The sequence below is a fragment of the Pedobacter cryoconitis genome, from assembly GCF_014200605.1.
GTDB classification, from domain to species: domain Bacteria; phylum Bacteroidota; class Bacteroidia; order Sphingobacteriales; family Sphingobacteriaceae; genus Pedobacter; species Pedobacter cryoconitis_B.
In genome coordinates this window covers 137,484-163,321 of record NZ_JACHCE010000001.1, presented here as the reverse complement: position 1 = coordinate 163,321, position 25,838 = coordinate 137,484, and the positions used below count along the sequence as shown (strand labels likewise).

At 39.0% G+C, this 25,838-nt stretch carries 26 protein-coding genes; 12 read left to right on the top strand and 14 right to left on the bottom strand.

The features are described from left to right. Positions 1-209: 209 nt before the first annotated feature. The 4 genes from HDE68_RS00800 to HDE68_RS00785 are packed head-to-tail and all read left to right on the top strand — an operon-like array spanning position 210 to position 3,031. Positions 210-839, top strand: a complete 630-nt coding sequence (locus HDE68_RS00800; RefSeq protein WP_183877965.1) for an ABC transporter ATP-binding protein — start codon at positions 210-212, stop codon at positions 837-839. After that, entirely contained in the window at positions 836-2,110 is a 1,275-nt protein-coding gene (locus HDE68_RS00795; protein ID WP_183877963.1) for an ABC transporter permease, read from the top strand. The genes HDE68_RS00800 and HDE68_RS00795 overlap by 4 nt, the downstream gene beginning before the upstream one ends. 46 nt (positions 2,111-2,156) lie before the next feature. Continuing rightward, complete coding sequence (locus HDE68_RS00790; RefSeq protein ID WP_183877961.1) at positions 2,157-2,594, top strand: hypothetical protein; 438 nt, start codon at positions 2,157-2,159, stop codon at positions 2,592-2,594. Positions 2,595-2,599: 5 nt separating this feature from the next. Continuing rightward, positions 2,600-3,031, top strand: coding sequence for a Fur family transcriptional regulator (locus HDE68_RS00785; RefSeq protein ID WP_183877959.1), 432 nt, complete (start codon positions 2,600-2,602; stop codon positions 3,029-3,031). Positions 3,032-3,115: 84 nt separating this feature from the next. On the opposite strand, the gene HDE68_RS00780 is transcribed toward HDE68_RS00785, so the two are convergent. Together HDE68_RS00780 and HDE68_RS00775 are read right to left on the bottom strand one after the other, a co-directional pair. After that, positions 3,116-3,616: a peptidylprolyl isomerase gene (locus HDE68_RS00780; protein ID WP_183877957.1), complete on the bottom strand. Its 501-nt coding sequence runs from the start codon at positions 3,614-3,616 to the stop codon at positions 3,116-3,118. Between the two features lie 11 nt (positions 3,617-3,627). Further along, the gene (locus HDE68_RS00775; protein WP_183877954.1) at positions 3,628-5,640 is read right to left on the bottom strand and encodes a thioredoxin domain-containing protein; all 2,013 of its coding nucleotides are present in this window, start codon (positions 5,638-5,640) and stop codon (positions 3,628-3,630) included. A 163-nt stretch (positions 5,641-5,803) separates the two neighbouring features. On the opposite strand from HDE68_RS00775, the gene HDE68_RS00770 reads away from it, so the two are divergent. Together HDE68_RS00770 and HDE68_RS00765 are read left to right on the top strand one after the other, a co-directional pair. After that, a complete protein-coding gene (locus HDE68_RS00770; RefSeq protein WP_183877952.1) occupies positions 5,804-6,673 on the top strand; it encodes a pirin family protein in 870 nt (289 codons plus the stop codon). A 33-nt stretch (positions 6,674-6,706) separates the two neighbouring features. Further along, entirely contained in the window at positions 6,707-7,015 is a 309-nt protein-coding gene (locus HDE68_RS00765) for a GNAT family N-acetyltransferase (protein WP_183877949.1), read from the top strand. A 97-nt stretch (positions 7,016-7,112) separates the two neighbouring features. Here HDE68_RS00765 and HDE68_RS00760 read toward each other — a convergent pair whose 3' ends face one another. From HDE68_RS00760 to HDE68_RS00750, 3 genes are all read right to left on the bottom strand, one after another. After that, complete coding sequence (locus tag HDE68_RS00760) at positions 7,113-7,865, bottom strand: SDR family oxidoreductase (RefSeq protein WP_183877947.1); 753 nt, start codon at positions 7,863-7,865, stop codon at positions 7,113-7,115. A 39-nt stretch (positions 7,866-7,904) separates the two neighbouring features. Next, positions 7,905-8,645, bottom strand: coding sequence for an SDR family oxidoreductase (locus tag HDE68_RS00755; RefSeq protein ID WP_183877945.1), 741 nt, complete (start codon positions 8,643-8,645; stop codon positions 7,905-7,907). A gap of 83 nt (positions 8,646-8,728) precedes the next feature. Further along, positions 8,729-9,667, bottom strand: coding sequence for a helix-turn-helix domain-containing protein (locus tag HDE68_RS00750; RefSeq protein ID WP_183877943.1), 939 nt, complete (start codon positions 9,665-9,667; stop codon positions 8,729-8,731). Between the two features lie 135 nt (positions 9,668-9,802). Between HDE68_RS00750 and HDE68_RS00745 the strand changes: the two genes are divergently transcribed. After that, a complete protein-coding gene (locus HDE68_RS00745; RefSeq protein ID WP_183877940.1) occupies positions 9,803-10,612 on the top strand; it encodes an arylamine N-acetyltransferase family protein in 810 nt (269 codons plus the stop codon). Between the two features lie 31 nt (positions 10,613-10,643). Here the strand turns inward: HDE68_RS00745 and HDE68_RS00740 are convergent, their stop codons facing one another. From HDE68_RS00740 to HDE68_RS00730, 3 genes are all read right to left on the bottom strand, one after another. After that, positions 10,644-11,255 (bottom strand): YiiX family permuted papain-like enzyme, encoded by a 612-nt coding sequence (locus tag HDE68_RS00740; protein ID WP_183877938.1) that lies wholly within the window; start codon positions 11,253-11,255, stop codon positions 10,644-10,646. A gap of 63 nt (positions 11,256-11,318) precedes the next feature. Continuing rightward, positions 11,319-12,521, bottom strand: coding sequence for a DUF3472 domain-containing protein (locus HDE68_RS00735; protein WP_221300640.1), 1,203 nt, complete (start codon positions 12,519-12,521; stop codon positions 11,319-11,321). A gap of 115 nt (positions 12,522-12,636) precedes the next feature. Beyond that, on the bottom strand, positions 12,637-12,879 hold the full coding sequence (locus HDE68_RS00730) for a helix-turn-helix domain-containing protein (RefSeq protein WP_183877936.1): 243 nt from the start codon (positions 12,877-12,879) through the stop codon (positions 12,637-12,639). Positions 12,880-12,909: 30 nt separating this feature from the next. Between HDE68_RS00730 and HDE68_RS00725 the strand changes: the two genes are divergently transcribed. After that, positions 12,910-13,101 carry a hypothetical protein gene (locus HDE68_RS00725; protein ID WP_183877934.1) on the top strand — a complete coding sequence of 64 codons (192 nt, stop codon included), beginning with the start codon at positions 12,910-12,912 and terminating at the stop codon, positions 13,099-13,101. Between the two features lie 87 nt (positions 13,102-13,188). Here HDE68_RS00725 and HDE68_RS00720 read toward each other — a convergent pair whose 3' ends face one another. Continuing rightward, a complete protein-coding gene (locus HDE68_RS00720; RefSeq protein ID WP_183877932.1) occupies positions 13,189-14,121 on the bottom strand; it encodes a glycoside hydrolase family 25 protein in 933 nt (310 codons plus the stop codon). Between the two features lie 33 nt (positions 14,122-14,154). Next, positions 14,155-15,525: a dipeptidase gene (locus tag HDE68_RS00715; RefSeq protein WP_183877930.1), complete on the bottom strand. Its 1,371-nt coding sequence runs from the start codon at positions 15,523-15,525 to the stop codon at positions 14,155-14,157. A 205-nt stretch (positions 15,526-15,730) separates the two neighbouring features. Between HDE68_RS00715 and HDE68_RS00710 the strand changes: the two genes are divergently transcribed. From HDE68_RS00710 to HDE68_RS00695, 4 genes are all read left to right on the top strand, one after another. Next, the gene (locus HDE68_RS00710; protein ID WP_183877928.1) at positions 15,731-18,037 is read left to right on the top strand and encodes an ATP-dependent helicase; all 2,307 of its coding nucleotides are present in this window, start codon (positions 15,731-15,733) and stop codon (positions 18,035-18,037) included. A gap of 86 nt (positions 18,038-18,123) precedes the next feature. Continuing rightward, positions 18,124-18,810 (top strand): DUF4290 domain-containing protein, encoded by a 687-nt coding sequence (locus tag HDE68_RS00705; RefSeq protein ID WP_183877926.1) that lies wholly within the window; start codon positions 18,124-18,126, stop codon positions 18,808-18,810. A gap of 34 nt (positions 18,811-18,844) precedes the next feature. Beyond that, positions 18,845-20,170 carry a UDP-N-acetylglucosamine 1-carboxyvinyltransferase gene (gene murA / locus HDE68_RS00700; RefSeq protein ID WP_183877924.1) on the top strand — a complete coding sequence of 442 codons (1,326 nt, stop codon included), beginning with the start codon at positions 18,845-18,847 and terminating at the stop codon, positions 20,168-20,170. Between the two features lie 262 nt (positions 20,171-20,432). Then, positions 20,433-21,305: a ThuA domain-containing protein gene (locus HDE68_RS00695; protein ID WP_221300639.1), complete on the top strand. Its 873-nt coding sequence runs from the start codon at positions 20,433-20,435 to the stop codon at positions 21,303-21,305. Between the two features lie 103 nt (positions 21,306-21,408). Here HDE68_RS00695 and HDE68_RS00690 read toward each other — a convergent pair whose 3' ends face one another. From HDE68_RS00690 to HDE68_RS00675, 4 genes are all read right to left on the bottom strand, one after another. After that, entirely contained in the window at positions 21,409-22,770 is a 1,362-nt protein-coding gene (locus HDE68_RS00690; RefSeq protein WP_183877922.1) for a pyridoxal-phosphate dependent enzyme, read from the bottom strand. A 158-nt stretch (positions 22,771-22,928) separates the two neighbouring features. Further along, on the bottom strand, positions 22,929-24,020 hold the full coding sequence (gene dprA / locus HDE68_RS00685) for a DNA-processing protein DprA (RefSeq protein ID WP_183877920.1): 1,092 nt from the start codon (positions 24,018-24,020) through the stop codon (positions 22,929-22,931). Between the two features lie 60 nt (positions 24,021-24,080). Continuing rightward, a complete protein-coding gene (gene rsmG / locus HDE68_RS00680; RefSeq protein WP_183877918.1) occupies positions 24,081-24,713 on the bottom strand; it encodes a 16S rRNA (guanine(527)-N(7))-methyltransferase RsmG in 633 nt (210 codons plus the stop codon). Further along, complete coding sequence (locus HDE68_RS00675) at positions 24,704-25,825, bottom strand: glycosyltransferase (protein WP_317617676.1); 1,122 nt, start codon at positions 25,823-25,825, stop codon at positions 24,704-24,706. The genes rsmG and HDE68_RS00675 overlap by 10 nt, the downstream gene beginning before the upstream one ends. Positions 25,826-25,838: the final 13 nt, after the last annotated feature.

Sequence of the window (25,838 nt, the reverse complement as noted above, 5' to 3'; positions counted from 1 at the left end):
AGCAACCTATAATGCAATATAGTTGCAAATATACTAATCCCTTGTATAAATGCAATTAAATTGCATTTATACAAGGGATTCATAATAATTCTAAACGCCTCCTTAAGAGTGTAGTGCAAAACTTTACACACAAAATATATGCAATACAATTGCATTTGTTACTTTTGTTAAACAATCATCCCTACAGCTATATAAAACAACAAACACGAATGATATCCATTAAATCAGTTTCACACAGTTATGGCCATGCGCAAAACATTGGATTTAAAGACTGGGAAATCAATAACGGTGAACAATGGTTACTTCTGGGAGAATCCGGAAGCGGAAAAACCACCTTACTGCATGTGCTCACAGGTATATTAAAGCCTACAGCAGGAGAAGTAAATATTGACGGTACAAGCTTATACTCACTTTCTTCCAGAGAACTCGATCAGTTCAGAGGCAGAAACATAGGGATCATTTTTCAGCGGCCACACCTGATCAGGAGCCTGACCATTACAGAAAATCTGGTCATGGCTCAAAGTTTTGCCCGTCTCCCTGCAGACCTGAAAAGAGTCCGGGAAGTATTGGAGTCTTTAGGAATAGCAGCTAAGAAAAATGCTTATCCAAACGAACTTAGCCAGGGACAGCTGCAAAGAGTATCTATAGCCAGGGCTGTGATCAACAAACCTGCTTTATTAATTGCCGACGAACCCACTTCCAGTCTGGATGATAAAAATGCCCATGCTGTACTGGATTTACTAATGCAGCAATCAGGCTTAAACCAGGCGACACTAGTGGTTGCTACCCACGATAAAAGAGTTAAAGATGCATTTACTAATACTTACGAACTAAGATGAGCCCATTAAAAATCAGCTGGAAAAGTTTATGGTCTAAACCATTATCCTCCGCATTAAATATCATGCTCATTGCTTTTGGTACAGGTATCCTGACAATTCTGCTCTTAGCATCCACACAAATTGGTCAGAAATTAGATAATAATTCTAAAGACATTGATCTTGTTGTTGGCGCTAAAGGCAGCCCATTACAGCTTATTTTGAGCAGTATCTATTATATTGATTTCCCTACCGGAAATATCCCGCTTAAAGCAGCACAGGAATTAGCGCATAGCCCCTTTGTTAAAAAAGCCGTTCCATTAGCGCAGGGCGATAATTACCAGGGGATCAGAATTGTAGGAACAGACAGCAATTTTGTCAGCATTTATAAACTAAAAACGAGTGCAGGTAAATTCTGGTCGGCAGATTTTGAAGTCACTATTGGCTCAATTGTAGCAGCGAATCAGAAATTAAAAATTGGAGATACTTTTTTTGGTGCACATGGACTGACCGGCAGTTCAGACATCCATAAAACACATGCCTATAAAGTAGTTGGTATTTTAACGCCTCAGGGAAATGTGACCGATAATCTCATTCTGACCAATATTGCCAGCGTCTGGAAAATGCACGAAGATCATGAAAAGGAAGAAGCTGCTGAACATCATCAGGACGGTAAAGGCCATCAGCATGAAGACGGAACTACCCATCAACACGATAAAAACCAGCGACCAGATCAGGGGCCTCAAAATGAGGAGAAAGAAATTACAGCTTTACTAATCCAGTACCGCTCACCAATGTCTGTAGTCATGTTCCCAAGAATGGTCAATCAGTCTACAAATTTACAGGCCGCCTCTCCCGCTATGGAAAGTACCCGCTTATTTTCGCTGATAGGTGTAGGTGTAGACACTTTACAATGGTTTGCCGCTTTGATTATGCTAATTGCCGCAATCAGTGTATTTGTGAACTTATATAACTCATTAAAAGAAAGAAATTACGATCTGGCCATTATGCGGACCCTGGGTGCATCAAGATCACAATTGTTCTGTATTGTGATTTTTGAAGGGATCCTGCTTACTTTAGCCGGTACAATTATTGGTATCCTATTAGGCCATCTGGTACTTCAGCTGATTGGAAATTACCAGGAAAGCAGCCAGGCAAGGTTAAGCGGGTTTATATTTCTTAAGGATGAAATTTATTTATTTGCTGCCGGCCTTGCGATTGGTATATTTGCAGGTATTATCCCTGCATTGCAGGCTTACCGGTCAAATATTTCTAAGATATTGTCTAAAAACTAATTATTAAACAGGTCAGATGCTATCTGATAACAAATAAAATAAACAGATGAAATCATTGATCATTATATTTTTCTTACTTTCAGGTTTCGCAGTGAAAGCCCAGCACAACCCCAATGACCAGATTACCTCTAGCAACTGGGACGTTATTGGAAGTGTGGATTTCAAAATTGTGAAGGATACACAGATGTTTCCTATTTACAATGCGGATATTAAAAAGTATGCAAATAAGACATTTGAGCTGGAAGGATATTTAGTCCCGATTAAAGACGGGATGAAACAAACAAAGTTTATGCTGTCTACCCTGCCGATTAACCAATGTTATTTCTGCGGAAAAAACGGCGTACCGATTATGGTGATGGTTGAGCTTGCTGAACCGATTAAATTCACCTATCAAACGATAACAATTAAAGGAACGCTAAAGTTAAGCGCGGGAAATGCAATGGATAACCCGCCAATAGCTTTGGTTAATGCAAAGTCAATCTAACAAATATGAAAATCGACCCTACTCACATATTAAAAGAACACTCACTGAAACATACCAAACAAAGAGTTCGTGTTTTAGAAGAGATCGCTTTAGATACTGTCGCCATTTCACAACCTGAACTTGAAAAAAAGCTGGGTAAGGAAATTGACAGGGTAACACTTTACCGGATATTGAATATCTATGAAGATAAAGGGATTCTGCACAGGATTATGGATATGAATGGAACTGCAAATTATGCAATCTGTTCTGCTTCATGCTCCGAAGATCATCACCATGATGAGCATATTCATTTTAACTGTACAAGCTGCAATAAAATATACTGTCTGGATGTTGCCGTTCCGCATAGCACGATGCCAAAAGGTTTTACAGCAAAAACTGTGAATACTACTGCATACGGAGTTTGCGAGAAATGTAACCTGGCTGTTAAAAAGAACTAATTAAAATCCACAGCAGAAGAAATTCTCAGACATAAAAAAAGGTGCAGCAATTAATTGCTGCACCTTTTTTATAATTTATCAGGATTAGTGTCCTGCATGTCCGTCAGCACCATGTGCATGACCGTGACTTAATTCTTCTTCAGTTGCTTCACGTACTGAAAGGATTTTACCACCAAAGATCAGGTTTTTACCAGCCATTGGGTGGTTAAGATCTACAGAGATAGTTGTGTCATGCACAGCAGTAACACCAGCTCTGAAATGATTTCCTTCGTTATCCTGTAAAGGAATAACATCACCTACGTTAGGCAGGTCAACATCTTTGAACATTTCTTTTGGTAAATCAGCGAAAGCTCCCGGATCTAAATCTCCGTAACCATCAGCAGCACTTAACTCAAATTTATATTCATCACCAACATTTAATCCAGTTAAATGCTCTTCAAATTTAGGCAACATCATGCCTGCACCGTATAAGAAAACCAATGCATTTTGCTCATCAGCTTTTTCTACGAAAACTTGTTGTCCCTCTTCATTAGTCGTATGCAGTTCGTACGTTAATGAAACTACTGTATTGGGTTTAATACTCATTGGAATCTTATTTAGTTAATTAATTTTAATGCTTCTTCAACTGTTGTTACAGGCAGCTGACATGATTTATTTCGGCAAATATAGATTTTTGTTTCAATGCTTTGCTTATCTTTTAACAAAGGAAGCACAGAATTTGTTCCTGCCAATACAATTTTATTTGGAATATACCTCTTACTCAGGTCTTTCCTAACCTCATTCACAGAATTTCCGGTTAATGCAATTTCATTAATTCCGAACACTTCATTCATTAATTGTATAGCCCAATTGGAATAAGCAGAGCCATAAGTTTTAATTTGAGGGTGTACCGCAGCCAGCATCGCATCTGCTTTATCGGTATAACGTATTTCATCAAATAGTATCCCCAGATGTTTCAGGTTCTGTGACATTACAGAATTGGCAGCAGGAATAACATTATCCATAATCTCATGTTTACGGGCAATTAGTGATTCTCCGTTTGCAGGGGTATAGAATAACATCGGGCTATCCAGATCACGGAAATTACTCAATACCCACTCCGTTAACCTTTTCGCTTCCAGCAACCACCGGTCTTCGAAATCTGTTTCATATAAAGCAATCAGCGCAGAGATAAAGAAAGCATAGTCATCCAGAAACCCTGTAATAGAGGCCTTATTATGTTTATAATTCCGATATAACCCACCATTTTCAGTACTCATATGAGAAAGGATAAAATCTGCTGCTTTTTTAGCTGCCAGGTAGAAATCCTCCCGGTCAAAAATCTGACTGCTTTCGGCAAGCGCTTTGATCATCATCGCATTCCATGCCGTCAGACATTTATCATCTAAACCCGGATGCATTCTTTTACTGCGTACTGCCAGCAATTTTTCTTTGGCCAGCTTCAGTTTCACAGCAAACTCAGCAATCGGAATATTTTTAAGTTCAGCGTATTCTTCAGGTGTATATTTCCTTAATAGGATATTCACTTCCTCTTCCTCCCAGTTACCATAAGGTGTCACATTGAAATATTCTGCCATCAATGCCGCATCGGTACCCAGAATTTTTTCAAACTCCAGTAAATCCCAGACATAAAACTTACCCTCTATGCCTTCACTATCCGCATCCAGTGCAGAATAAAACAAGCCTTCGGGAGAAGTCATTTCCCTTTCTATCCAGGCAATAGATTCTATAGCCACTTCTTTAAATAACTGATGACCCGAAAACTGAAAAGCTTCGGCATATAAACCAATCAGCTGTGCATTGTCATAAAGCATTTTCTCAAAATGAGGGACATGCCAGTTACTATCTACAGCATACCTGGCAAAACCACCACCAATCTGATCATAAATGCCACCAAATGCCATCTTTTCGAGTGTTAGTAAAGTTGCTACCTGTGTGGCATTCTCCTTCATCAAATGACTGTAACGCAATAAAAACTGCCAGTTATTTGGTAAAGGAAATTTAGGTTCCCTGTTATAACCACCCTCAATCATATCAAAATTACGTTTCCAGGGTGTAGTAATGTCCTGTAAATCCCTTTCTGTATATGGAGCAGTCCTGATATTCGGAATAACTTTTTCCGAATTACGGATTCCTTCTGTTAACTGCACCGCATATTGCTCCGCTTTCCCCGGCTCAGTATCCCATAAATCTGCAACATTCAATAAAATATTGATCCAATCATTTTTTTTGAAATAAGTACCTCCATAAATCGGGCGCTGATCCGGCAAACAAATACAGTTAAGCGGCCAGCCCCCGCTGCCAGTCATCAGCTGGATAGCGAGCATATATATCTGATCAATATCAGGACGTTCTTCACGGTCTACTTTAATACAAACAAAATGTTTGTTCATCACCTCTGCAACTTCATGCAGCTCAAAACTCTCCCTTTCCATAACATGACACCAGTGACAGGCAGAATAGCCTATGCTAACCAGGATCAGTTTATTCTCCCTTTTTGCTTTTGCTAATGCTTCCTCACCCCATTCATACCAGTTTACAGGATTATAAGCATGCTGCAAAAGATATGGCGAAGACGCGTGGATTAAACTATTAGGTTCGAGATTCATAAAACAAAGATAAAAACAATTCCGTTTGGGTGCTGCACTTCTTATCCTACATCAACCGTTCAGGGCGCTGTTCAGGTTATCTTTGTATAACGAAAATCAGAACATCATGTTGTTAAAATGTTTTAACCCATAGGTTTTGATCTGCTAAAAAAGGAGAAATAAAATGCAAAAGTTAATTGAAAAAATCGTGACAAAACCTGGTCAGCCAGGCATGGTGGGTGACGGATTCAGGGTATTTAATTATATACCCGGAGCGGATATTTCTAAAAGAAGGATCAGCCCGTTTTTATTAATGGATTTTAATGCAGCCTATGATTTTGGCCCTTCTGACCATATCAGAGGAGTAGACGTGCATCCGCATAAAGGTTTTGAGACCGTAACTATCGCTTATCAGGGCAGTGTAGCGCACAATGACAGTGCTGGCAATAGCGGAATTATCAATCCTGGTGACGTACAATGGATGACAGCTGGCGAAGGTATCCTTCATAAAGAATACCATGAAGAAACCTTCTCTAAAAAAGGAGGGCCGTTCGAAATGGTGCAGTTATGGGTCAATCTGCCTAAAAAGGACAAATCCGTGAAAGCACATTACCAGGCGTTAACAGCTGCCGGAATGGGAAAAGCAGTATTAGCAGATGGAGCCGGGATAGTGAACGTTATTGCAGGAAACTTTAATGGGGCTAAAGGATCTGCTGAGACTTATACCCCGGTAAATTTATTTGATATTCAATTGAATGAAGACGGAGAGCTGACTACTTCAATTGATGCAGGGCACAATACCGCTTTACTGGTAGTCAACGGAAGTATTCTGGTCAACGGTGAAATTGCCGCAGAACATAGCTTTGTATTATTTGAGAATAGTGGAGAAGAGATTCATATCAAAGCAAATCAGAAAAGTGTTATCTTGTTATTAAGCGGCGAACCTATTGATGAACCCATTGTCAGCTATGGTCCATTTGTAATGAATACACAAGAAGAAATTCATCAGGCAATTGAAGATTTCAATAGTGGAAAATTTGGCGTACTGAATTAATAATCAGAGCCGATTGAATTAATTATAAAAGATATGAATGAAGAATATATAAGTATTCCCCTGGTTAAGAATCAGGATGCCAACCGTTTTGAGCTCAAAGTAGGTGATTATACTGCTTTTATAGCTTATAAAGAGAGAAGCAAAAAGATCTGGCTGATCCATACTGAAGCGCCCGAAGAACTCAAAGGCAAAGGTGCTGCAACCGCAGTTATAGAGAAGACACTGGCTTATCTGGAAGAAAACGATTATAAACTGATTCCTTTATGTCCTCTTGTGGTTGCTTATCTTAAACGCCATACAGAATGGAACAGGATACTGGATGCTGGCATAGACCCTTTTTAATAACCTTTAAATAAAAGCCATTCCACAAAAAGCTTTCTCTGTATACTGAATATACGGAGAAAGCTTTTTTAATTATATGTTTTTATCAATCCTCTATTTAATTTGTTGCACCGCCATTAACCAGTAAATGCTGACCGGAAACAAATGAAGAAAGGTCACTGGCAAAAAACTCGGCAAGGTTCGCAACATCTTCAACCTCTGCAAGTCTGCCCATTGGACAGCTATCTACCAATTGTTTTCTCAGTTCAGGATAACTGCCAGCTTCGGCAAAGATACCGGACTTATCCACTGCGAACGGAATAATAGAATTTACAGTTACCCCTTTGTACCCAATTTCTTTAGAAAGCACATCAACCAGGTAACGTGGTGTAGTTTTGCTGCCACCATAAACAGCCATCCCCGGCACTGGAAATGCAGTCGTACTGGAAGCGATATAAATGATCCTGCCGTTATCTGACACGTGTTTCGCCGCCTGTTGCATCGTAAAATAACTACCTTTCGTATTGATCGCAAAAAGCCGGTCAAACTGTTCTTCCGTGAAGTCAGTTACTGGTACTTCTACCATTTCTATTCCTGCATTCGCAACCACAATGTCTATTTTTCCAAAGGCAGCAATGGCTTCTGCAAACAGGCGTTCCAGGTCTGTAACTTTACTGACATCTGCCTGAACCGCCAGCACCCTCACGCCCATTGCTTCTATAGTAGAAACTACTTCATCAGCGGATGCTTTATCTCTTGAATAATTGATGACGATATCTGCGCCTAAAGCTGCATAACGTTCTGCGATAGCTTTACCCAAACCTCTTGCTGAGCCTGTAATCAAGGCTACTTTATTTTTTAAATCGTACATGATACTGAATATGATAATCGGTAAGAAAAACGGGCTTAATTAAGCCATACCACCATTGGCCCCAATATTCTGAGCATTGATCCATTTGGCTTCATCACTTGCCAGAAATACAACCAGTTTCGCAATATCTTCAGGTTCACCGATCCGGTTAAAAGATGAAAGAGAAGCCAGCCTGGCTATAACTTCTTCAGATTTACCATTCGTAAACAATTCGGTATTAGTCGGGCCCGGAGAGATTGAATTGACATTAATGCCACGGCTGCCAACTTCTTTAGAAAATACACGTGTCAATTGCTCAACAGCTGCTTTGGTCGCCACATAAGTTGCATAACCAGGTAACATAATACGGTTTACGGAAGTAGAAAAATTAATCACACTGCCTTTATCTTCCAGACGGGTTGCAGCTTCACGCATGGTATTGAAAGTCCCTTTGACATTGATATCAAACTGACGGGTAAAATCTTCATCGGTGGTATCTTTAATTAGCTTGGTCATCATGATACCCGCGTTGTTAACCAGCACATCTATTTTACCATAATGTGCAATAGCTGTATCAAATAGATTTTTCACCTGGTCTGCTTTGCTGACATCTGCCTGAACCGCAAATGCGTCACCACCAAGTTGTTTGATCTCGTCAACTGTTGCATCTGCAGCTTCCTTACCACCAGCATAGTTAACGATTATTTTTGCGCCTGCACCTGCCAGCTGATGTGCTATGGCTGCACCTATTCCTCTTGATGCACCTGTTACTAAAATTACTTTTCCGTTTAGCGTTTTCATAATGCTTTGTTTTAATTACACCACAAAGATGAGGAATCGCTGATGCCGAAAAATATAAAGATTATAGGATAAAGTATAAATATCTAAGATGTGGTGCCCGATTGCTGTTTGCGATAAAAAACAGGAGAAAATCCGGTATGCTTTTTAAAGTAATTACTGAAATTTGCAGATTCACTAAAACCTAAGCGGTAAGCAACTTCCTTAATAGAGATCGCAGAATTTTGCAGCATAGATTTGGCTTCAGCAATAGTTTTCTCCGAAATCCATGTGCCAATGGCTTTACCGGTTTTACTTTTAATCACATTATTCAGATAGTTAGGATGCAGGTGCTGTGCATCTGCATAATCCTGAACCCGGAACATCATTTGGGCTTCGCCGGATGCTAATTGCCTGTAATGCTTTTCCAGCAGTTTTTTAAAGTTTTTTACAATCTGAGAACTGCGGTTCCCTTCATAAATCGGATTATAATCTTTCCAGAAACATTCTTTGATCCTTAAAAGCAACACGACAAACAGGTTTCCTATGATTCTGTTCTTATAAACAGATCTGGAAAAATAAGCCCTGTTGATTTGCTGATAGAGCTGTTCAAACTCAGTAAACACATCAGGCTTTATCACTCTTGGTGGCACTGTTTCTGCTAAAAGAAAAGGAAACTCATCAAAAATATCGGCATGTACATTTTCTTTCAGGAATGACTCACTTAAAGTAACCAGATATACTTCTTCGAGCGTTCGCCATTCATAAGACTTAAAATGTCCGGGATTGGTAAAATATATCGTACCTGGCCTGATCTCAAAAACAAGTTCATCGGTTGTGTATTTTCCGCTGCCGTCTTTCACAAAAACGAAAGAAAAGAAATTAGTACGGTATACCGGAGACTGGTAAGGAATAACCTGATGGATATCCTTCAGGTTATGAATCGTAAAATCGGCTTCCTCATCAATAAACTCTTCAGTCAATCCGAGATACTGATACTGATCAAGAAGTTTATTGAAAACCAGTGTTTTTTCCGTTTCTTTCATCTAAAGGAGGGTATTCTATAAAATTACGCGAATTTGTCAATTAACCCGCTAACTTCAGAAACAAATATTCAGAGGTTTTTTAATTTAGCTGACCGGAATTAAAGCATAAAACCGGTCAATTTAATCAATAAAAATATGCAAGTACAGGAATATCTGGACAGAATAAAGTATAAAGGAGAACCTGCCGCTGATTTAAATTCACTTCAGGAATTAATGAAAGCACATTTGTTAAATGTTCCTTTTGAAAATCTGGACATTCATTGGAAAACCTGGATCACACTCGATGAAGAAAAGATCTATACCAAAATCGTGCAGCATCAAAGAGGTGGTTTTTGTTATGAATTGAACGGAAGCTTTCAGCAATTGCTTATACAGCTGGGCTTCGATGTACAGCTTATCGGTGCTAAAGTATATCATTCAGATACAAAGACCTATTCGCCGCCAACAAGCCATATGGCTTTATTAGTCAGGCTTGAACAGGACACCTATTTAGTGGATGTTGGTTTTGGGGATTTTATTTCAGAGCCTTTCAAAATTAATATAGAAAGCCATTCAACTGGAAATCACTCTTCAGAAAGTTATCATACTGAACGTTGCGGTAAGTTCAGACTGACAAAACCAGATGCCTGGTATTATCTGGTTGAAAAGTACAATGAGATTCAGGAAGTTTATCTCCCGGAATACATTTTCTCAACTGCTCCGCTCCTGTTAAAAGATTTCTCACATAGTTGTTATTTCCAGCAATTATCCCCCGATTCCAATTTCACCAAAAACAAAGTTTGTTCTTTATTGACCGAAACTGGCAGAAAAACAATTACCCAGGGAAAATTTATTGTGAATTCAAACGGGATTAAGACCGAACAGCCCATAGCTGATGAGGATGTATTCCATGTTTTACTCCAAAAGGAATTTAACATTAACCGCCAGGCCATAGCCCTTTTATAAACTTAATTTTCGGCTTAATGCTTCTTTTAGCTTAAATAGATACCGTTTTGAGCAGTTTACTATTAAAAATAGAAGCTGGTGAAATTACGGTCTCATTTAACGGAACCTTATTTCCATATCTGGACTTCATTTTTTGTGTGACAATATCATTTGATAAATCAAAATCCCTCAGTTTTTCCAGTTTTCCTATTTGAAGACCTGTAGCACGCTGATAGATTTTCCAGATCAATTCTGAACAATAGATTTGATCATCCGACCATTCAAAAGTTAAATCATAATTTTTGCCGCTAAAATACTGACCCGCACGTTTCATTTTCACCAGAACCTCTGGCTGTAGCACCTGATCTGCATTTTTCAATCTTTTAATAACAAAACTCTTCTCTTTACCCCTGGCTATCCACTGTGCTAAAGGCGTACGCTTCACTTTACTGATTGCCTCCAGAACATAATATCCATTCTTATCTTTAAAAATAATACCACAATGAGAATATTTAGATTTTGTAGCCAGCTGAATAGCTTTACTCTGTGCAGATAAGGAGGTTTGAAAAATAAGATCACCTTCCCTTACCAGACCAGGCTTTACTTTAGCCTGCAGCCCGGCAGACAGGATCAAACCGGCAATTATCAATATCACTCTTCTCATAAATATTTATTCTGATCGTAAAAATATATAGTGGTACCGGTTAAGACCAGTACCACTGCAATACTATAGAATATTTACAGTAACCGGAGCAGACACTCCATTAAAAATATCAGTAATTGTAATCCTCAGCTGGTACTGACCACTACCCAATGCCGTATTGATGACAGCCTTTCTTTTCTCTGGCAGTACCTCATTAATGGTTTGTACGACCGAACCGGACGCATTCAGAATTTCAACTTTTGAAGAAAACTGAGGACTAAGGTTAGCCGTTACATTCCAGTTTACAGTAACCACACCAGTATTATACTTAGCTGTAACCCCATAAACAGAACCAACAGTCAATACTGGTTTATCGCCCTGATTAGTCTGTACAGGCAGCGTCAGTGTCCTGCCAGTTCCAAATGCTGCAGCAGGTTTAACATTCCCGCCATGTTCCATAAAATACGCATCTTCTGCTGCATCATAACCGGCATTGAAACTCCGGTCATAAATTCCATTTCTGCCGGCATCATTTGCATTCGCACTAAAAGACCTGCTGCTATGTTTTTGCCATTGATTGGCCGTATTAAGGTTCCAGCAATCTTTAAAAAATGCTTTTCTTTCAAAACGTCCGTCATCAGCAGCATTCGTACCATCCCAGTTTTCCAGGAAAGCATCGTTTCCTGAACCCAAAAATGCTGTTCGCTCAGGAATAGCAAGCGTCGAAGTATGGAACCAGTTACCAGTCGATAAATTTTGGATAAACGTACCGATAAAAAGTTCTCCATTTAACTTCCAGGCACGAATCGCTACAGTATACCAGGTATCCTTTACCCATTTATATGGATTAATAGTTTTATAACCATCCCCTTCTCCGCCAAAGCGGCTCGAAACAGTTCCTGCACCAGTATAAGCAACCCTCGAATATATTTTCCCTGCCGTATTAGGGTCCCATAAAGAAGCAATTAAGATATTGGGTGTACCAAAAGATTTATCCGGAGTTTGCTGGAGCCCATTATATCCTCCCGAAAAATTATTCACAGAGAAATATTCCTTATCTGCAGTTTTAGTGATTTTAATCTTGTGCATTTTAAGGATTGCATCCGAAGGGAAAGAGAAATACAGATGCTGGGAAGGTGCGGCATTTTCACCACTGACAGCGGTTACAGCTGTTTGTGCTGAGGATTGACCAACAGGAGAAATTGAAGATTTTGAACAGCCCGTAAAAAGTATCAGGGCATAAACAGACAGGCCGAATGGCAACATGGTTTTTGATAGATTTTTCATAGGTACTATAGATTTAGGTTTTATACCTATAATTTAGAAAAACAAAGAGACAGACCGGATTAATAACACTGCGCAAACGTTTGATTTATAACAGAATCAGACTTAAAACCAAAACTCATCCCTTTTGAAAAAAAAGACAAATATCAACCTCCAGCTTTTCAGCAACCAATACAAGCATTGTAATGTTACAATCTGTCAATCCCAACTCTACCCTGCTAATCTGATGCGGATCTACTTCACATCTGAATGCAAATTCGGCGATGGTCCAACCTTTAAGTTCCCGCAATTTTCTCACATTGCGGCCAACGATTAAGATTGCCTCCTGGTTTCGTCTTTTCTTAAAAGTTGTTTTCGCCATGTCTACGAATGAAGCAAAAAAACATAGCGTATGGAAATCAGACTGGATCATAAAAGCTTACCTACAAATAACCAACGTGTACGTTTTCAGATTGTTATTGAAGAACTGCACGGCATTTGGCATGAGGGGGTTTACCTTGCTGATGAGGATGTTTTTAAGGTAGATGAAAAAATATGGTATGACATCTGGTCGGAAATTGTCAGATGGGAACCGCTCAGTTAAATACCCAAAAATAGCACGAATAATTAATCAAAGCTCCGGGACTGGCATTCCGGGGCTTTATTTTGACGTAGTCAAATCTGCATATTTTTATTTAATCAGCAATTGCTGAAAAGATAAACTATCTCCCCTGAAAGCATTGAAATCCACAACATGATTAATTCCGGTAATCCTCGCTTTATCGGAATGCTGCCAAAAAGCCCATTTGGTATTTGCACCTGCATTTAATTCTGGTTTATAATAATGTGCTATCCATAATGGATACGCATCAAAGTGCCCTTTCAGGTAGTCTTTATAAAAAACCAGTCCTGAATAAATGATAGGTTTTACTTTAGTTTTCTTTTCCACATGCTGGATAAAATCCTTTAGCTCCATTCTCATTTTCTCAGGAGAAACTCCACTGAGCTGTTCAACATCTATAACCGGAGGTAAATCTCCTGTATCAAACTTAACCGTTTGCAGGAAAAATCTGGCCTGCCATAAACCCGATTTCTTAGGAATGAAATAATGATAGGCCCCACAAATGATTCCCGCTTTAGGGGCTTCCCTCCAATTGCGCTGAAAATAAGGGTCCACACTCGAAATGCCTTCTGTAGCTTTGATAAAAGCAAATCTGATACTGACATCATCTTCTTTCATTGCTTTCACTTTATTCCAGTCAATCTTTCCCTGGTAATAAGAAACATCTATTCCATGAATGCTATAACGCTTTGGAATCTGAATATCATAACTTTTATAAGTGCGGTAATTGGGGTCCTCTCCGATATCCAGTACCCATCTGGTGGCAGAGGTAAAAAACCTGAGCACATACCCATAATATAAAGGAGAAAATAAAATGAGTAATAAGCCTGCAATGACAAATTTCCATTGTAAGGAAAGACCTTTTTTCTTTTTAGCAACAGGCTTTCTGCGCTTTACAGGAGCTTTTGGGACTAAAGGCTGGTCAGCAAAAAGCTTTCCCTGAATTGAAGGTTTTTTCTTAATAGGTGGCGGCACGGGGTAAAAATACAAAAGGGCAGCCATTTAGCCGCCCTTTGTTTATAGAATTATATAAAATTATTTACTTAACTCCGCAAAATACTTGTGGAATAAAGGCAAAGTTTCAATTCCTTTATAGTAATTATAGATATCATATTTTTCATTTGGTGAGTGTAAAGCATCACTGTCAAGACCGAAGCCTAACAATACAGATTTGATACCCAGCACATCCTCAAACAAAGCAACGATAGGAATACTTCCTCCGCCTCTTGTAGGGATTGGTTTTTTACCAAAGCTGGTTAAAATTGCTTTCTCAGCAGCACGATAAGCTACACTGTCTGTAGGGGTAACTACTGGCTCACCACCATGATGTGCAGTTACTTTTACCTTCACAAATTCAGGAGCTATACTTTCAAAGTGTTTCTGGAAGATAGCAGATATTTCATCAGAACTCTGGTGAGGCACCAGGCGCATAGAGATTTTAGCATTTGCTTTGGATGGCAATACTGTTTTAGCCCCTTCGCCGATATAACCGCCCCAGATACCATTCACTTCTAAGGTAGGTCTTGTACCGGTACGCTCTAAAGTAGAATACCCCTTTTCGCCCCATTCAGCATTGATATCAAGGTCTTTTTTATAGTCATTCAGATCAAAAGGAGCTGAGTTTAAAGCAGCTTTCTCATCTTCTGTCAGTTCTACAACTTTATCATAGAAAGCAGGGATCGTAATATGGTTGTTCTCATCATGTAAAGAAGCAATCATTTTACATAAAATAGTGATTGGATTGGCTACCGCACCACCATAAACACCCGAGTGAAGATCTCTGTTCGGACCAGTAACTTCTACCTCCATATAAGCCAGTCCGCGCAGTCCGGTTTCAATAGAAGGGTTTTCCATACTGATCATTGAAGTATCAGAAATCAGAACCACATCAGCTTTTAAACGTTCAGTATTCGCATTTACGAAAATACCAAGGTTGCTTGACCCAACTTCCTCTTCACCTTCAATCATAAATTTTACATTACAAGCAAGTGTATTGGTTTTCATCATTAGTTCGAAAGCCTTTACATGCATGTAAAACTGTCCTTTATCATCACAGGCACCACGTGCATAGATCTTTCCGTCACGTACTGTAGGCTCAAAAGGAGGTGTATGCCACAGTTCCAATGGATCTGCCGGCTGTACATCATAGTGACCATAAATTAAAACGGTGGGCAATGCTGTATCAATAATTTTCTCACCATATATAATAGGATAACCTGCAGTTTCACAAATCTCTACTTTATCGGCACCTGCTTCTTTCAGTTTCTCTGCAACAAAAGCAGCAGTTTTAAGCACATCACCTTTATATTTTGGATCCGCACTTACTGAAGGGAAACGTAATAATTCAAACAACTCCTCTAAAAAACGCTGTTTGTTTTCTTCTACATATTTTTTGATCTCTTGCATAACAAATGATTTTAGGCAAATATAGAATAATTGATTTTCTATTCCTTAATAGTTTGTCAGCTGTAAGGGGAAGGCGCCGGGCAGAGGTATCTGTCAATCCATATGACCCCGATGTGATTAGATGAAATAAAACAATGAACCGATTGAAATAAGAATATAGTTTTGTTATTTTTGTACCTTTTCATAAGCAAAATCTTTTTTCAATTTGGATTATTTAGCAGGATTAAACCCTCAGCAACGTGCAGCAGTAGAGAATACTCAAGGACCGGCAATGATTGTCGCTGGTGCGGGATCAGGTAAAACAAGGGTAATTACATATAGAGTAGCACATCTGATTGAAAAAGGTGTGGATGCATTTAATATTTTAGTTTTAACCTTTACCAATAAAGCTTCAAAAGATATGCGTGAGCGTATCTCTAAAGTTGTAGGTACAGAAGCAAAAAACCTGTGGATGGGAACATTTCACTCTGTATTTGCCAAGATCTTACGTGTAGAAGCAGAAAAAATCGGCTATCCTTCTAATTTCACCATTTATGATACTGATGACAGTAAAAGTCTGATCAGGTCAATACTGCGTGAAATGCAGCTGGATGACAAATTATACAATGCAAACTTCGTTTATAACCGGATTTCTTCTGCAAAGAACAACCTGGTTAGTCATGTAGAATATATGAAGAGTGCCGAAATTCAGGCAGAGGACATCAGTAACAAGCGTCCTTTAATCGGCTCTATCTATGAAACTTATACCAAACGTTGTTTCAAGGCAGGCGCAATGGATTTTGACGATTTGTTGTTCAAAACCAATGTATTATTAAAAGATCATCCGGATGTATTAAACAAGTACCAGCAGAAATTTAAATACCTGATGGTAGATGAGTACCAGGATACTAACTTTTCACAATATACAATTGTAAAAAAACTGGCCGCAGCTTATCAGAATATCTGTGTGGTAGGTGATGATGCACAGAGTATTTATGGATTCCGTGGTGCAAATATTCAGAACATCCTGAATTTCGAGAAGGATTATCCTGATTTAAAAGTATACAAGCTGGAGCAGAATTACCGCTCTACACAAAATATTGTTGATGTAGCAAACAGTATCATTGCGAACAACAAAAACCAGCTGGAGAAAAATGTATTTTCCGAAAATGAGTCTGGTGATAAGATCAAAGTATCAAGAGCTTTTACTGATAACGAAGAAGGTAAAATAGTTGCCGAATCTATCGTACAGGAAAGGACTTCCAAAGGTTTAAATTATAGTGATTTCGCTATTCTTTACCGCACCAATGCACAGTCAAGGGCAATGGAGGAAGGCTTGAGAAAACTAAACATACCTTATAAAATCTTTGGCGGGCTTTCTTTTTACCAGCGTAAAGAGATTAAAGATTTAATCGCTTATTTCCGTCTTACTTTCAATCCGAGTGACGAAGAAGCTATTAAAAGAGTAATCAACTATCCAAAAAGAGGATTAGGGGATACTACCGTTGATAAGATCATTGTAGCTGCCGATCAGCATAATATTACAATGTGGCAGGTAGTCTGTGAACCGCAAACTTATATTGCAGGCCGCATTGCAAATCAGCTGAATGATTTTTCAATGCTGATCAAAAGCTTCCAGGCTGAATCTAAAAAACTGGATGCTTATGAAACCGCTTTATATATCGCCCAGCATTCTGGTATCTTAAAAGAACTGCATACAGATGATAGTATAGAAGGTCGCAGCCGTTACGAAAACATTCAGGAATTACTGAATGGTATTAAAGAATTTGCAGAACGTGAAGACATTGAAGACCGTAGCCTTGCAATTTTCATGCAGGATATCGCTTTGTTAACCAACGATGACAGACAGGACGATAAAGAAAGAGATACGGTTTCCATGATGACAATCCACTCTGCAAAGGGACTGGAATTCAAGAATGTTTTTGTAGTCGGACTGGAAGAAAACCTGTTCCCTTCACAAATGTCACTGAATTCAAGAACTGATCTGGAAGAAGAACGCCGCTTGTTTTATGTAGCCATTACCCGCGCAGAGAAAAAACTTACCCTGACTTATGCCACTTCACGTTATCGCTGGGGAACACTTACCAATTGTGAGCCGAGCCGTTTTATCAGTGAAATCAGTGCAAGGTTCCTGGAACTGGAAGTGATCAAAGCGCCTAAAACGACCAGTTCATCTGATAGTTTTGACGGGGAACGCAGATCATGGTCTCAGCAAAGAGATTCTTTCAGCAAACCAAAACCAGCATCCACAGGTTCTGCTACGCAAACAGCTCCTCCAAGACCAAAAACGAGTACCATGCTGCCAACCGCACACATACCTACACCAGGTTTTGCACCTGATGCAGCAAGTGCATTTCAGAACGGTATGGAAGTGGAACATGAGAAGTTTGGATTTGGTAAAATCATTAATCTTGAAGGTACTTTACCGGACGTAAAAGCGACGGTATTTTTCCAGGGATTAGGAAACAAGCAATTGTTATTAAAATTTGCTAAATTGCGGATTGTAAAATAAGGTTTATCTTTAAATCAAATTACAATAAAACAGGCCTGGAAGCCTTTTTAATCCCTCTTCAGCGAATACCACAAGAAATAAATAGAATGAATTTCGATTACAATACCACAAGAAACGAGTTAATTCTTGCAGAATACGGACGTAATGTACAGAATATGGTGAAGTACATTTGCGAACTCCCTGATCTGGAAGAACGTAATAAATATGCTCAGGCCGTGATAGATCTGATGGGTTTTTTAAACCCTCATCTAAGGGATGTTGCCGATTTCAAGCATAAGTTATGGGACCATTTACACATTATCTCCGGTTACAAAATCGACGTAGATAGTCCTTATCCTAAACCAACTCCAGAAATGGCATTGGTTAAACCTTCGCATATCGGTTATCCGCAGCAAAGGATAAAATACAAGCATTATGGTAAAACTGTTGAAGTGATGATCGAAAGAGCCATCGCAGTAGAAGAACCAGAACGCAGAGCAGCATTGGTACAAGGTATTGCTAACTTTATGAAAATGGCTTATGTGACCTGGAATAAAGACAGTGTAGCCGATGAGACGATCCTGAAAAACCTGAGCGAATTATCAGGCGGATTATTACAACTGGAAGAAAACATCAACCTGAACAAGGTAGAATTCAGACCTCCTGTAAACAGGGCATCTACCAATACCAATCGCGGACGCAATAATAACAACAACAATAATAAGGGAAGGCAAAATAACAACAACAACAATCGTCCTCGCAGCAGCAATCCCAACCCAAAACAAAGACACTAAACGAGCAGATTTAAATAATATAGGTTAATAGCACATGAACGCATTTGAAATTATAGGTGGGAAGAAGTTAAAAGGTGAAATCCATCCGCAGGGGGCCAAAAATGAGGCGCTGCAGATTATATCTGCCGTTTTACTAACAGAAGAAAAAATAACTGTAAGTAATATTCCTGACATCAAAGATGTAAATAAACTGATTGAACTTCTGGGTGATCTGGGCGTTGAAGTAAACCGCTTATCAAAGGATACTTACACATTTGAAGCAAAAAACATCGATCTTGAATTCTTTAAATCTGCAACTTTTAAAGCTAAAGGCGGAAGTTTAAGAGGTTCAATTATGATTGTAGGTCCTCTTCTTGCACGTTTTGGACAAGCAGCTATCCCTAAACCAGGTGGTGATAAAATCGGTCGCAGAAGATTGGATACTCACTTTCTTGGTTTCGAAAAATTAGGTGCCAAATTCGTTTACGATGCTAAAGAATCTTTCTTTAACGTAGATGCAACGAACCTTAAAGGTGCTTATATCTTACTGGATGAAGCTTCTGTAACCGGTACAGCAAACATTGTGATGGCTGCAGTACTTGCAAAAGGGACTACAACGATATACAATGCTGCATGTGAGCCTTATTTACAGCAGTTATGTAAAATGCTTAACCGCATGGGTGCCAAAATATCCGGAATAGGCTCAAACCTGCTGACTATTGAAGGGGTGACTAAACTAGGTGGCACTGAACACAGAATGTTACCTGATATGATTGAAATTGGTTCTTTCATCGGCCTTGCTGCCATGACTGAATCAGAAATCACGATCAAAAATGTATGTTATGATGAATTAGGTGTAATTCCTGATGTATTCAGAAAACTGGGTATCAACTTTGAACGCAGAGGTGATGATATTTATATCCCTTCTCAAAAGCATTATGTTATCGATACTTTCATTGACGGGTCTATCCTTACCATTGCAGATTCACCATGGCCAGGCTTTACTCCTGACCTTTTAAGTATTGTACTCGTGATCGCAACACAAGCAAAAGGTTCCATCCTGATCCATCAGAAAATGTTTGAAAGCCGTTTATTCTTTGTAGATAAACTGATTGAAATGGGCGCTCAGATCATTTTATGTGATCCGCACAGAGCAACTGTTAACGGCATCGACAAACAGTATAAATTAAGAGGTATCAGCATGACTTCTCCTGATATCAGAGCTGGAGTTTCCTTGTTAATCGCAGCTTTATCTGCTGAAGGAACTTCAACTATATTCAATATCGAACAGATTGAGCGTGGTTACCAGGATATCGATACACGTTTACGCGCATTAGGTGCACAGATTAAACGTGTGGATGCAAATTCACCATCTCACTAATTTATTTTAATAATATCCAATTAAAAGGCCAGGATTTAAATCCTGGCCTTTTTTCGTTTAACCAGTTCTGGTTAAGAATCAGCATCTTTTTCATCAGAAACAGCTACAGCAACTGATTATATTTCACATTAATATAAAATGATAATCAGGCATTAAATATTAATAATAAAATTCTATATTAGTGATAGTATTTAATTATCAAATAAAACCAAAGGCTATAAGAAGAAAAATAACCAACCTAAATTAACCAAATATAAACGCTATGAAAAACAAAAATGCCGTGCTAACCTTTATGGTTCTGCTTTTCTGTGGGCTGTCGGGCTGTAAAAAAAGTGACGCCAACACTAATTCCGGTGATCAGACTGGATTAAATTCAGCAAAAAAAGAAGCAGCTATTGCTCCTAAATTAGCTAAAAGCTTTAATGTAATTGCCTTTTACAATGGAACATGGGATGCTGCCCATATCAATTTTGTCAAAGAAGCAAACATCTGGTTTCCTAAAACTGCAGCAGCAAATGGTTTCACTTATACCTCTACAAACGACTGGAGTAAACTAAATGCAGCCAACCTTGCTAAATACCAGGTTGTTCTTTTTCTGGACGATCGTCCACCAAAAGCTCAGGAAGCCGCCTTTAAACAGTACATGGACAATGGTGGTGCCTGGATGGGATTCCATGTTTGTGCATTCACTACAAATTCTGCAGAGTGGGACTGGTACTTTAATAAGTTCTTAGGTGTTGGCGGTTTTAAAAGTAATACCTGGGGTCCTACAACTGCGGTACTTAAATGTGAAGACCAAACACATCCATCTACACAGCGTCTGCCTCAAAAATTTACTTCTGCAGTAAGTGAATGGTATAGCTGGACAAAAGATTTGCGCAATAACCCTGATCTTAAAATCTTATGTTCTATTGATCCAAGCAGTTTTCCATTAGGTACTGACCCAAATCAAAGCTGGTATAGTGGTTATTATCCAGTAATCTGGACCAACAAAAACTACAAAATGATCTATGCTAATTTTGGCCATAATGCAATGGATTATGCCGCTAATGTAGGTAAGTCTTCTACATTTGGCAGTGAAACCCAGAACAAATTTATCATTGACGGGCTGTTATGGCTTGGAGGTGCAAAATAAATTATCAAGAGAATACGACTGATATAAAAATAGCTTACCAGAATTTTATCCGGTAAGCTATTTCTGTATCAGCGATAAAGCTGTTTAATGCTTAAAACCAGCTCTAAGCTGATATCGCATTGATAATATCGTACTGCGTAATAATTTCAAAATTACCGTTTTCATCTTCAACCAGTACCGCACTGTTTTCTTTATTGATCAGTGAAGAAATCTTATCAATTGAAGTATTCATATCTACAAACGGGAAAGTAGCAGACATAATTTCTTTTACCGGCGCAGATTTAAGTGATGGATTCTCTAATAAAGCTTTCAGGATATCTCCTTCTGCTAATTTACCAACCACCATTCCCTGCTGTGTAACCGGGATCTGAGAAATATTCAGCATGTTCATCGTATTGATAGCTTCCACGATAGTTTTTTCACAATCAATAGTTACAATCTCAGACTGCTCTTTCTTAGCCAGAATAGATTTAGCAGTTAACTTTTCGTCGGTCAGGAAACCACGTTCTCTCAACCAGTCTTCGTTATACATTTTACCCATATAACGGCTTCCATGGTCATGAAAGATAACCACAACCACATCTTCTGGTTTCAGTTTATCTTTTAACTGTAATAAGCCAGCAACAGCAGATCCAGCAGAGTTACCTACAAATATCCCCTCTTTACGGGCAATTTCGCGGGTCATCAGCGCTGCATCTTTATCCGTTACTTTTTCAAATAAATCAATCACATCAAAGTTGACATTCTTAGGCAGAAAATCTTCTCCGATCCCCTCTGTGATATAAGGGTAGATCTCATTTTTATCTAAAATACCAGTCTCTTTATATTTTTTGAAAACTGATCCATAAGTATCAATTCCCCATATTTTAATATCAGGATTCTGTTCTCTTAAATATCTTCCGGTACCAGAGATAGTTCCACCTGTTCCAACACCTACCACAAGGTGAGTAATCTTACCTTCAGTCTGTGCCCAGATTTCTGGTCCTGTCTGCTCATAATGCGCTTCTGAGTTAGCCAGGTTATCGTACTGGTTTGGCTTCCATGAATTTGGGACTTCACGCTCTAAACGGGAAGATACAGAGTAATATGAACGTGGATCTTCAGGCTCTACGTTAGTAGGACAAACGATTACTTCTGCACCAAAAGCACGCAAAGCATCCACTTTTTCCTTAGATTGTTTATCTGTTGTAGTGAAAATACATTTATATCCTTTGATAATAGCAGCCATAGCCAGGCCCATACCTGTATTACCCGAAGTACCTTCAATGATGGTCCCCCCTGGTTTAAGCTTACCGCTTTTTTCTGCGTCTTCTATCATCTTTAAAGCCATACGGTCTTTAATAGAGTTACCTGGATTAGTAGTTTCCACTTTTGCCAGTACAGTCGCCTGAATTTCTTTCGTAACGTTATTCAATCGCACCAATGGTGTATTGCCTATAGTCTCTAATATGTTGTTATACCACATGTTACAAAAGTACGACTTGATTCCTAGAATTTTATTTCTATTATATATTCGTAATCATATTTCGAATAATTCGATATAAGAAAATTATATTCTGAATAAATAAATATAACCTACCCTTCACCTCTATATTATATGGCAAAACAAGACCAGCTTAGTCTTTAAATCAGCTGATATATCTTTCCGGGAAGCGAAATTATCACCCCTTTCATCTCCAGACTGAGCAAATGTAATGCAAGCTTATGCTGTTGGATACCAGCTTTCAAAGTTAAGCCGTCCATACTTAAAGGAGCAGCTTTTAGGCATTGGACCACCGTCATTTCTATAGCTGAAAGACCTGCGGGTAAAGGTTTCTCTACCAAAGGGGATTTGTCTTCATCAGCCTCCCAGCCCATATAATAAACCAGATCTTTTGCCCCGTTAATCAGTCCAGCCCGATTGGTTTTAATCAGAAAATTACAACCCTGACTATATTCATCTGTGGTTCTGCCTGGAAAAGCAAATACATCTCTATGATAAGAATCAGCTATTCCGGCTGTAATTAATGCGCCGCCTTTGATAGCCGCCTCGACAACCACAACCACATCAGCAAGTCCGGCAATGACCCGGTTGCGTTTTGGGAAATTTGATTTCTCTGCCGCAGTATTCAAAGGGAATTCGGTTAGCAAGCCACCGTTTTTAAGCATGGCAGCAGCAGTCTGACGATGAATAGCCGGATAGATCCGGTCAAGCCCATGTCCCAATACCCCTACAGTAGGTATCTGGTGCAGCAGACTTTGCCGGTGTGCGGTCACATCTATACCATGTGCAAGGCCACTGATCACTAACACCTTATAATCCTGTAATGAAGCAACAAGCTGCTGACAGAGCATTTGACCATAAGGACTGGCATTTCTGGAACCTACAATACTGACTATTCTTGGATGATTCAAATTGGCCGTACCTTTATAATATAACAGCACCGGGGCATCGTTGCAGTCTTTTAAACGCTGGGGATAATCTTCTTCTGTGTAAAAAAGGACTTTAATCTGATGTTTTTCCAATAATTCCAAATGCCCGGCAGCAAGGTTCAGGGCATTAGTCCGGAGAATTTCACTGGCTTTGAAACTACCCAGCCTTTCTACCTGCATTAACTGCGCTTCACTGGCATTAAAGATAGCTTCGGGCGTTCCAAAATGGGACAGCAGGCATTTAGCACTTACATGACCCACATTCTTAATAAGGGTAAGGGCGATCTGATGGATTAAGCTCATGGGCTAAATTAATACTTAGCCCATTGATACTGGTAATTTATTATTGCTTAAAAGCTTTGCTTACATCGGGATGTAAACGACAAATTTAGTCTCGAAAAAGTCTTCTTCAAAATAAGCTGATAAAGGATATAATTCTGCTTTTAATCTTGATTCACTAATCTCTTCAGCTAATTCACCACCTTTTAAGTACAAAATCCCATTTGCTATTGCATTTTTTGAGTTTTTGTTGAACTTATCTTTAATCCATGGATAAAAATCTATCAGACGGGTTACTGCGCGTGAAACAACAAAATCATATTTATCGCTCACCTGCTCTGCTCTTAAATGAGAAGCTTTCACATTTTTTAAACCAAGTGCAGTGGCAACCTCAGTGACTACTTTAATCTTTTTACCGATAGAGTCTACCAGGTGAAATTCCGTTTCAGGAAATAGAATAGCCAAAGGAATACCAGGAAAACCGCCTCCAGTACCTACATCAAGGACTTTCTCTCCCGGTTTGAATGTACAGAATTTAGCAATTCCAAGAGAATGCAGGATATGGCGTTCGTATAGTTCTTCGATATCCTTCCTCGAAATCACATTGATCTGCGCATTCCAGAAACTATATAAATCAAACAACTGATCAAATTTTCCGATCTGATCTTCACTGAGATCTTTAAAATACTTTTGTATGAGGGCTGAGCTTATTTCCACTTTACTTTTTTAACAAATATAGACAGAATGCCATTAAACACTAGAAAAATGAAAAGCAGAATATCCAAAATAGGAAACCACCATCTCAAATCGGGGTAATTTAAGCGTTTAAGCAAACGGGGATAGATAAAACTTCTAATGATCAGACTAAGTGCAAATACACCTCCGGCCAGATAATTAGCGGGTTTAAAAAACATTAATATAATGAACAGGGCATAAAACAAAAACTGAAATATGATCTGTAAGGATAAAATAAATTTATGTTTGGCCTTGTAAAATTTACCAGCACCAAAATGTCTTTTCTTTTGTCTCAGATATCCTGAGAAGCTTGTATTTGGTTCAGACCATACGTGTGTAGAACGGTTTAAACGAATTTCTGTATTGTCACGATTAGCATGTGCATTGACAAACAGGTCATCATCCCCTGATGGGATATGCATATGTGCCGCAAAACCTTTATTTTTAAAAAAAAGGGACCTTTTATAGGCCATATTTCTGCCCACCCCCATATAAGGCATGCCTTTAACCGCAAAAGCAAGATAGTTGACTGCGGTAAAAAAGGTTTCAAAACGGATCAGGCTGTTTAGCAATCCGCGTTTACGGATATATGGAGAATAACCCAGTACGATGTCTGTCTGATCATTATCCGGTTGCTGCATTCCAGTCAGCCAATTCTCCGAAGCCGGCACACAATCTGCATCGGTAAATACCAGCCACTCATTTGCAGCGGCCTTAATCCCCATAGTTACCGCGAATTTTTTACCTGCAATAAATTTCTCACCCTCAGAAACGGTCACTACTTTAAGGTGTTTATACTGGGCAGCAAAGCCTTTTAAAACCTCTCTGGTCTGATCCCATGAACGGTCATTGACTACAATTACTTCAAAATCAGGATATTTTTGCTGTAATACAGCAGGTAAGTACTGGGTCAGGTTTTCTGCTTCGTTACGGGCACAGATAATCACACTTATCGGTTTAGAAGCCGTTTCGGGCAATTCTTCGACTTTAATCAGCGCCAGTTTTAAATGTACAGATAAACTAAAATACAGTTGAACAGCAAAACAGAAAATGAGGGCACCCAGCAGGTAGCTTTCTAGTAAGGTTAATTCCACGATGGTTTTTTTG

Excerpts from the sequence above, each read along its gene's own strand:
- HDE68_RS00785 (WP_183877959.1), top strand. The coding sequence starts at position 2,600 with ATGAAAATCGACCCTACTCACATATTAAAAGAACACTCACTGAAACAT.
- HDE68_RS00735 (WP_221300640.1), bottom strand. The coding sequence starts at position 12,521 with ATGAAAAATCTATCAAAAACCATGTTGCCATTCGGCCTGTCTGTTTAT.
- HDE68_RS00695 (WP_221300639.1), top strand. The coding sequence starts at position 20,433 with ATGAAAAACAAAAATGCCGTGCTAACCTTTATGGTTCTGCTTTTCTGT.
- HDE68_RS00690 (WP_183877922.1), bottom strand. The coding sequence starts at position 22,770 with ATGTGGTATAACAACATATTAGAGACTATAGGCAATACACCATTGGTG.
- HDE68_RS00750 (WP_183877943.1), bottom strand. The coding sequence starts at position 9,667 with ATGAAAGAAACGGAAAAAACACTGGTTTTCAATAAACTTCTTGATCAG.
- dprA (WP_183877920.1), bottom strand. The coding sequence starts at position 24,020 with ATGAGCTTAATCCATCAGATCGCCCTTACCCTTATTAAGAATGTGGGT.
- HDE68_RS00745 (WP_183877940.1), top strand. The coding sequence starts at position 9,803 with ATGCAAGTACAGGAATATCTGGACAGAATAAAGTATAAAGGAGAACCT.
- HDE68_RS00705 (WP_183877926.1), top strand. The coding sequence starts at position 18,124 with ATGAATTTCGATTACAATACCACAAGAAACGAGTTAATTCTTGCAGAA.
- HDE68_RS00765 (WP_183877949.1), top strand. The coding sequence starts at position 6,707 with ATGAATGAAGAATATATAAGTATTCCCCTGGTTAAGAATCAGGATGCC.
- HDE68_RS00780 (WP_183877957.1), bottom strand. The coding sequence starts at position 3,616 with ATGAGTATTAAACCCAATACAGTAGTTTCATTAACGTACGAACTGCAT.
- HDE68_RS00800 (WP_183877965.1), top strand. The coding sequence starts at position 210 with ATGATATCCATTAAATCAGTTTCACACAGTTATGGCCATGCGCAAAAC.
- HDE68_RS00755 (WP_183877945.1), bottom strand. The coding sequence starts at position 8,645 with ATGAAAACGCTAAACGGAAAAGTAATTTTAGTAACAGGTGCATCAAGA.
- HDE68_RS00795 (WP_183877963.1), top strand. The coding sequence starts at position 836 with ATGAGCCCATTAAAAATCAGCTGGAAAAGTTTATGGTCTAAACCATTA.
- HDE68_RS00790 (WP_183877961.1), top strand. The coding sequence starts at position 2,157 with ATGAAATCATTGATCATTATATTTTTCTTACTTTCAGGTTTCGCAGTG.
- HDE68_RS00775 (WP_183877954.1), bottom strand. The coding sequence starts at position 5,640 with ATGAATCTCGAACCTAATAGTTTAATCCACGCGTCTTCGCCATATCTT.
- HDE68_RS00720 (WP_183877932.1), bottom strand. The coding sequence starts at position 14,121 with ATGGCTGCCCTTTTGTATTTTTACCCCGTGCCGCCACCTATTAAGAAA.
- HDE68_RS00725 (WP_183877934.1), top strand. The coding sequence starts at position 12,910 with ATGGAAATCAGACTGGATCATAAAAGCTTACCTACAAATAACCAACGT.
- HDE68_RS00730 (WP_183877936.1), bottom strand. The coding sequence starts at position 12,879 with ATGGCGAAAACAACTTTTAAGAAAAGACGAAACCAGGAGGCAATCTTA.
- murA (WP_183877924.1), top strand. The coding sequence starts at position 18,845 with ATGAACGCATTTGAAATTATAGGTGGGAAGAAGTTAAAAGGTGAAATC.
- HDE68_RS00770 (WP_183877952.1), top strand. The coding sequence starts at position 5,804 with ATGCAAAAGTTAATTGAAAAAATCGTGACAAAACCTGGTCAGCCAGGC.
- HDE68_RS00760 (WP_183877947.1), bottom strand. The coding sequence starts at position 7,865 with ATGTACGATTTAAAAAATAAAGTAGCCTTGATTACAGGCTCAGCAAGA.
- HDE68_RS00715 (WP_183877930.1), bottom strand. The coding sequence starts at position 15,525 with ATGCAAGAGATCAAAAAATATGTAGAAGAAAACAAACAGCGTTTTTTA.
- HDE68_RS00740 (WP_183877938.1), bottom strand. The coding sequence starts at position 11,255 with ATGAGAAGAGTGATATTGATAATTGCCGGTTTGATCCTGTCTGCCGGG.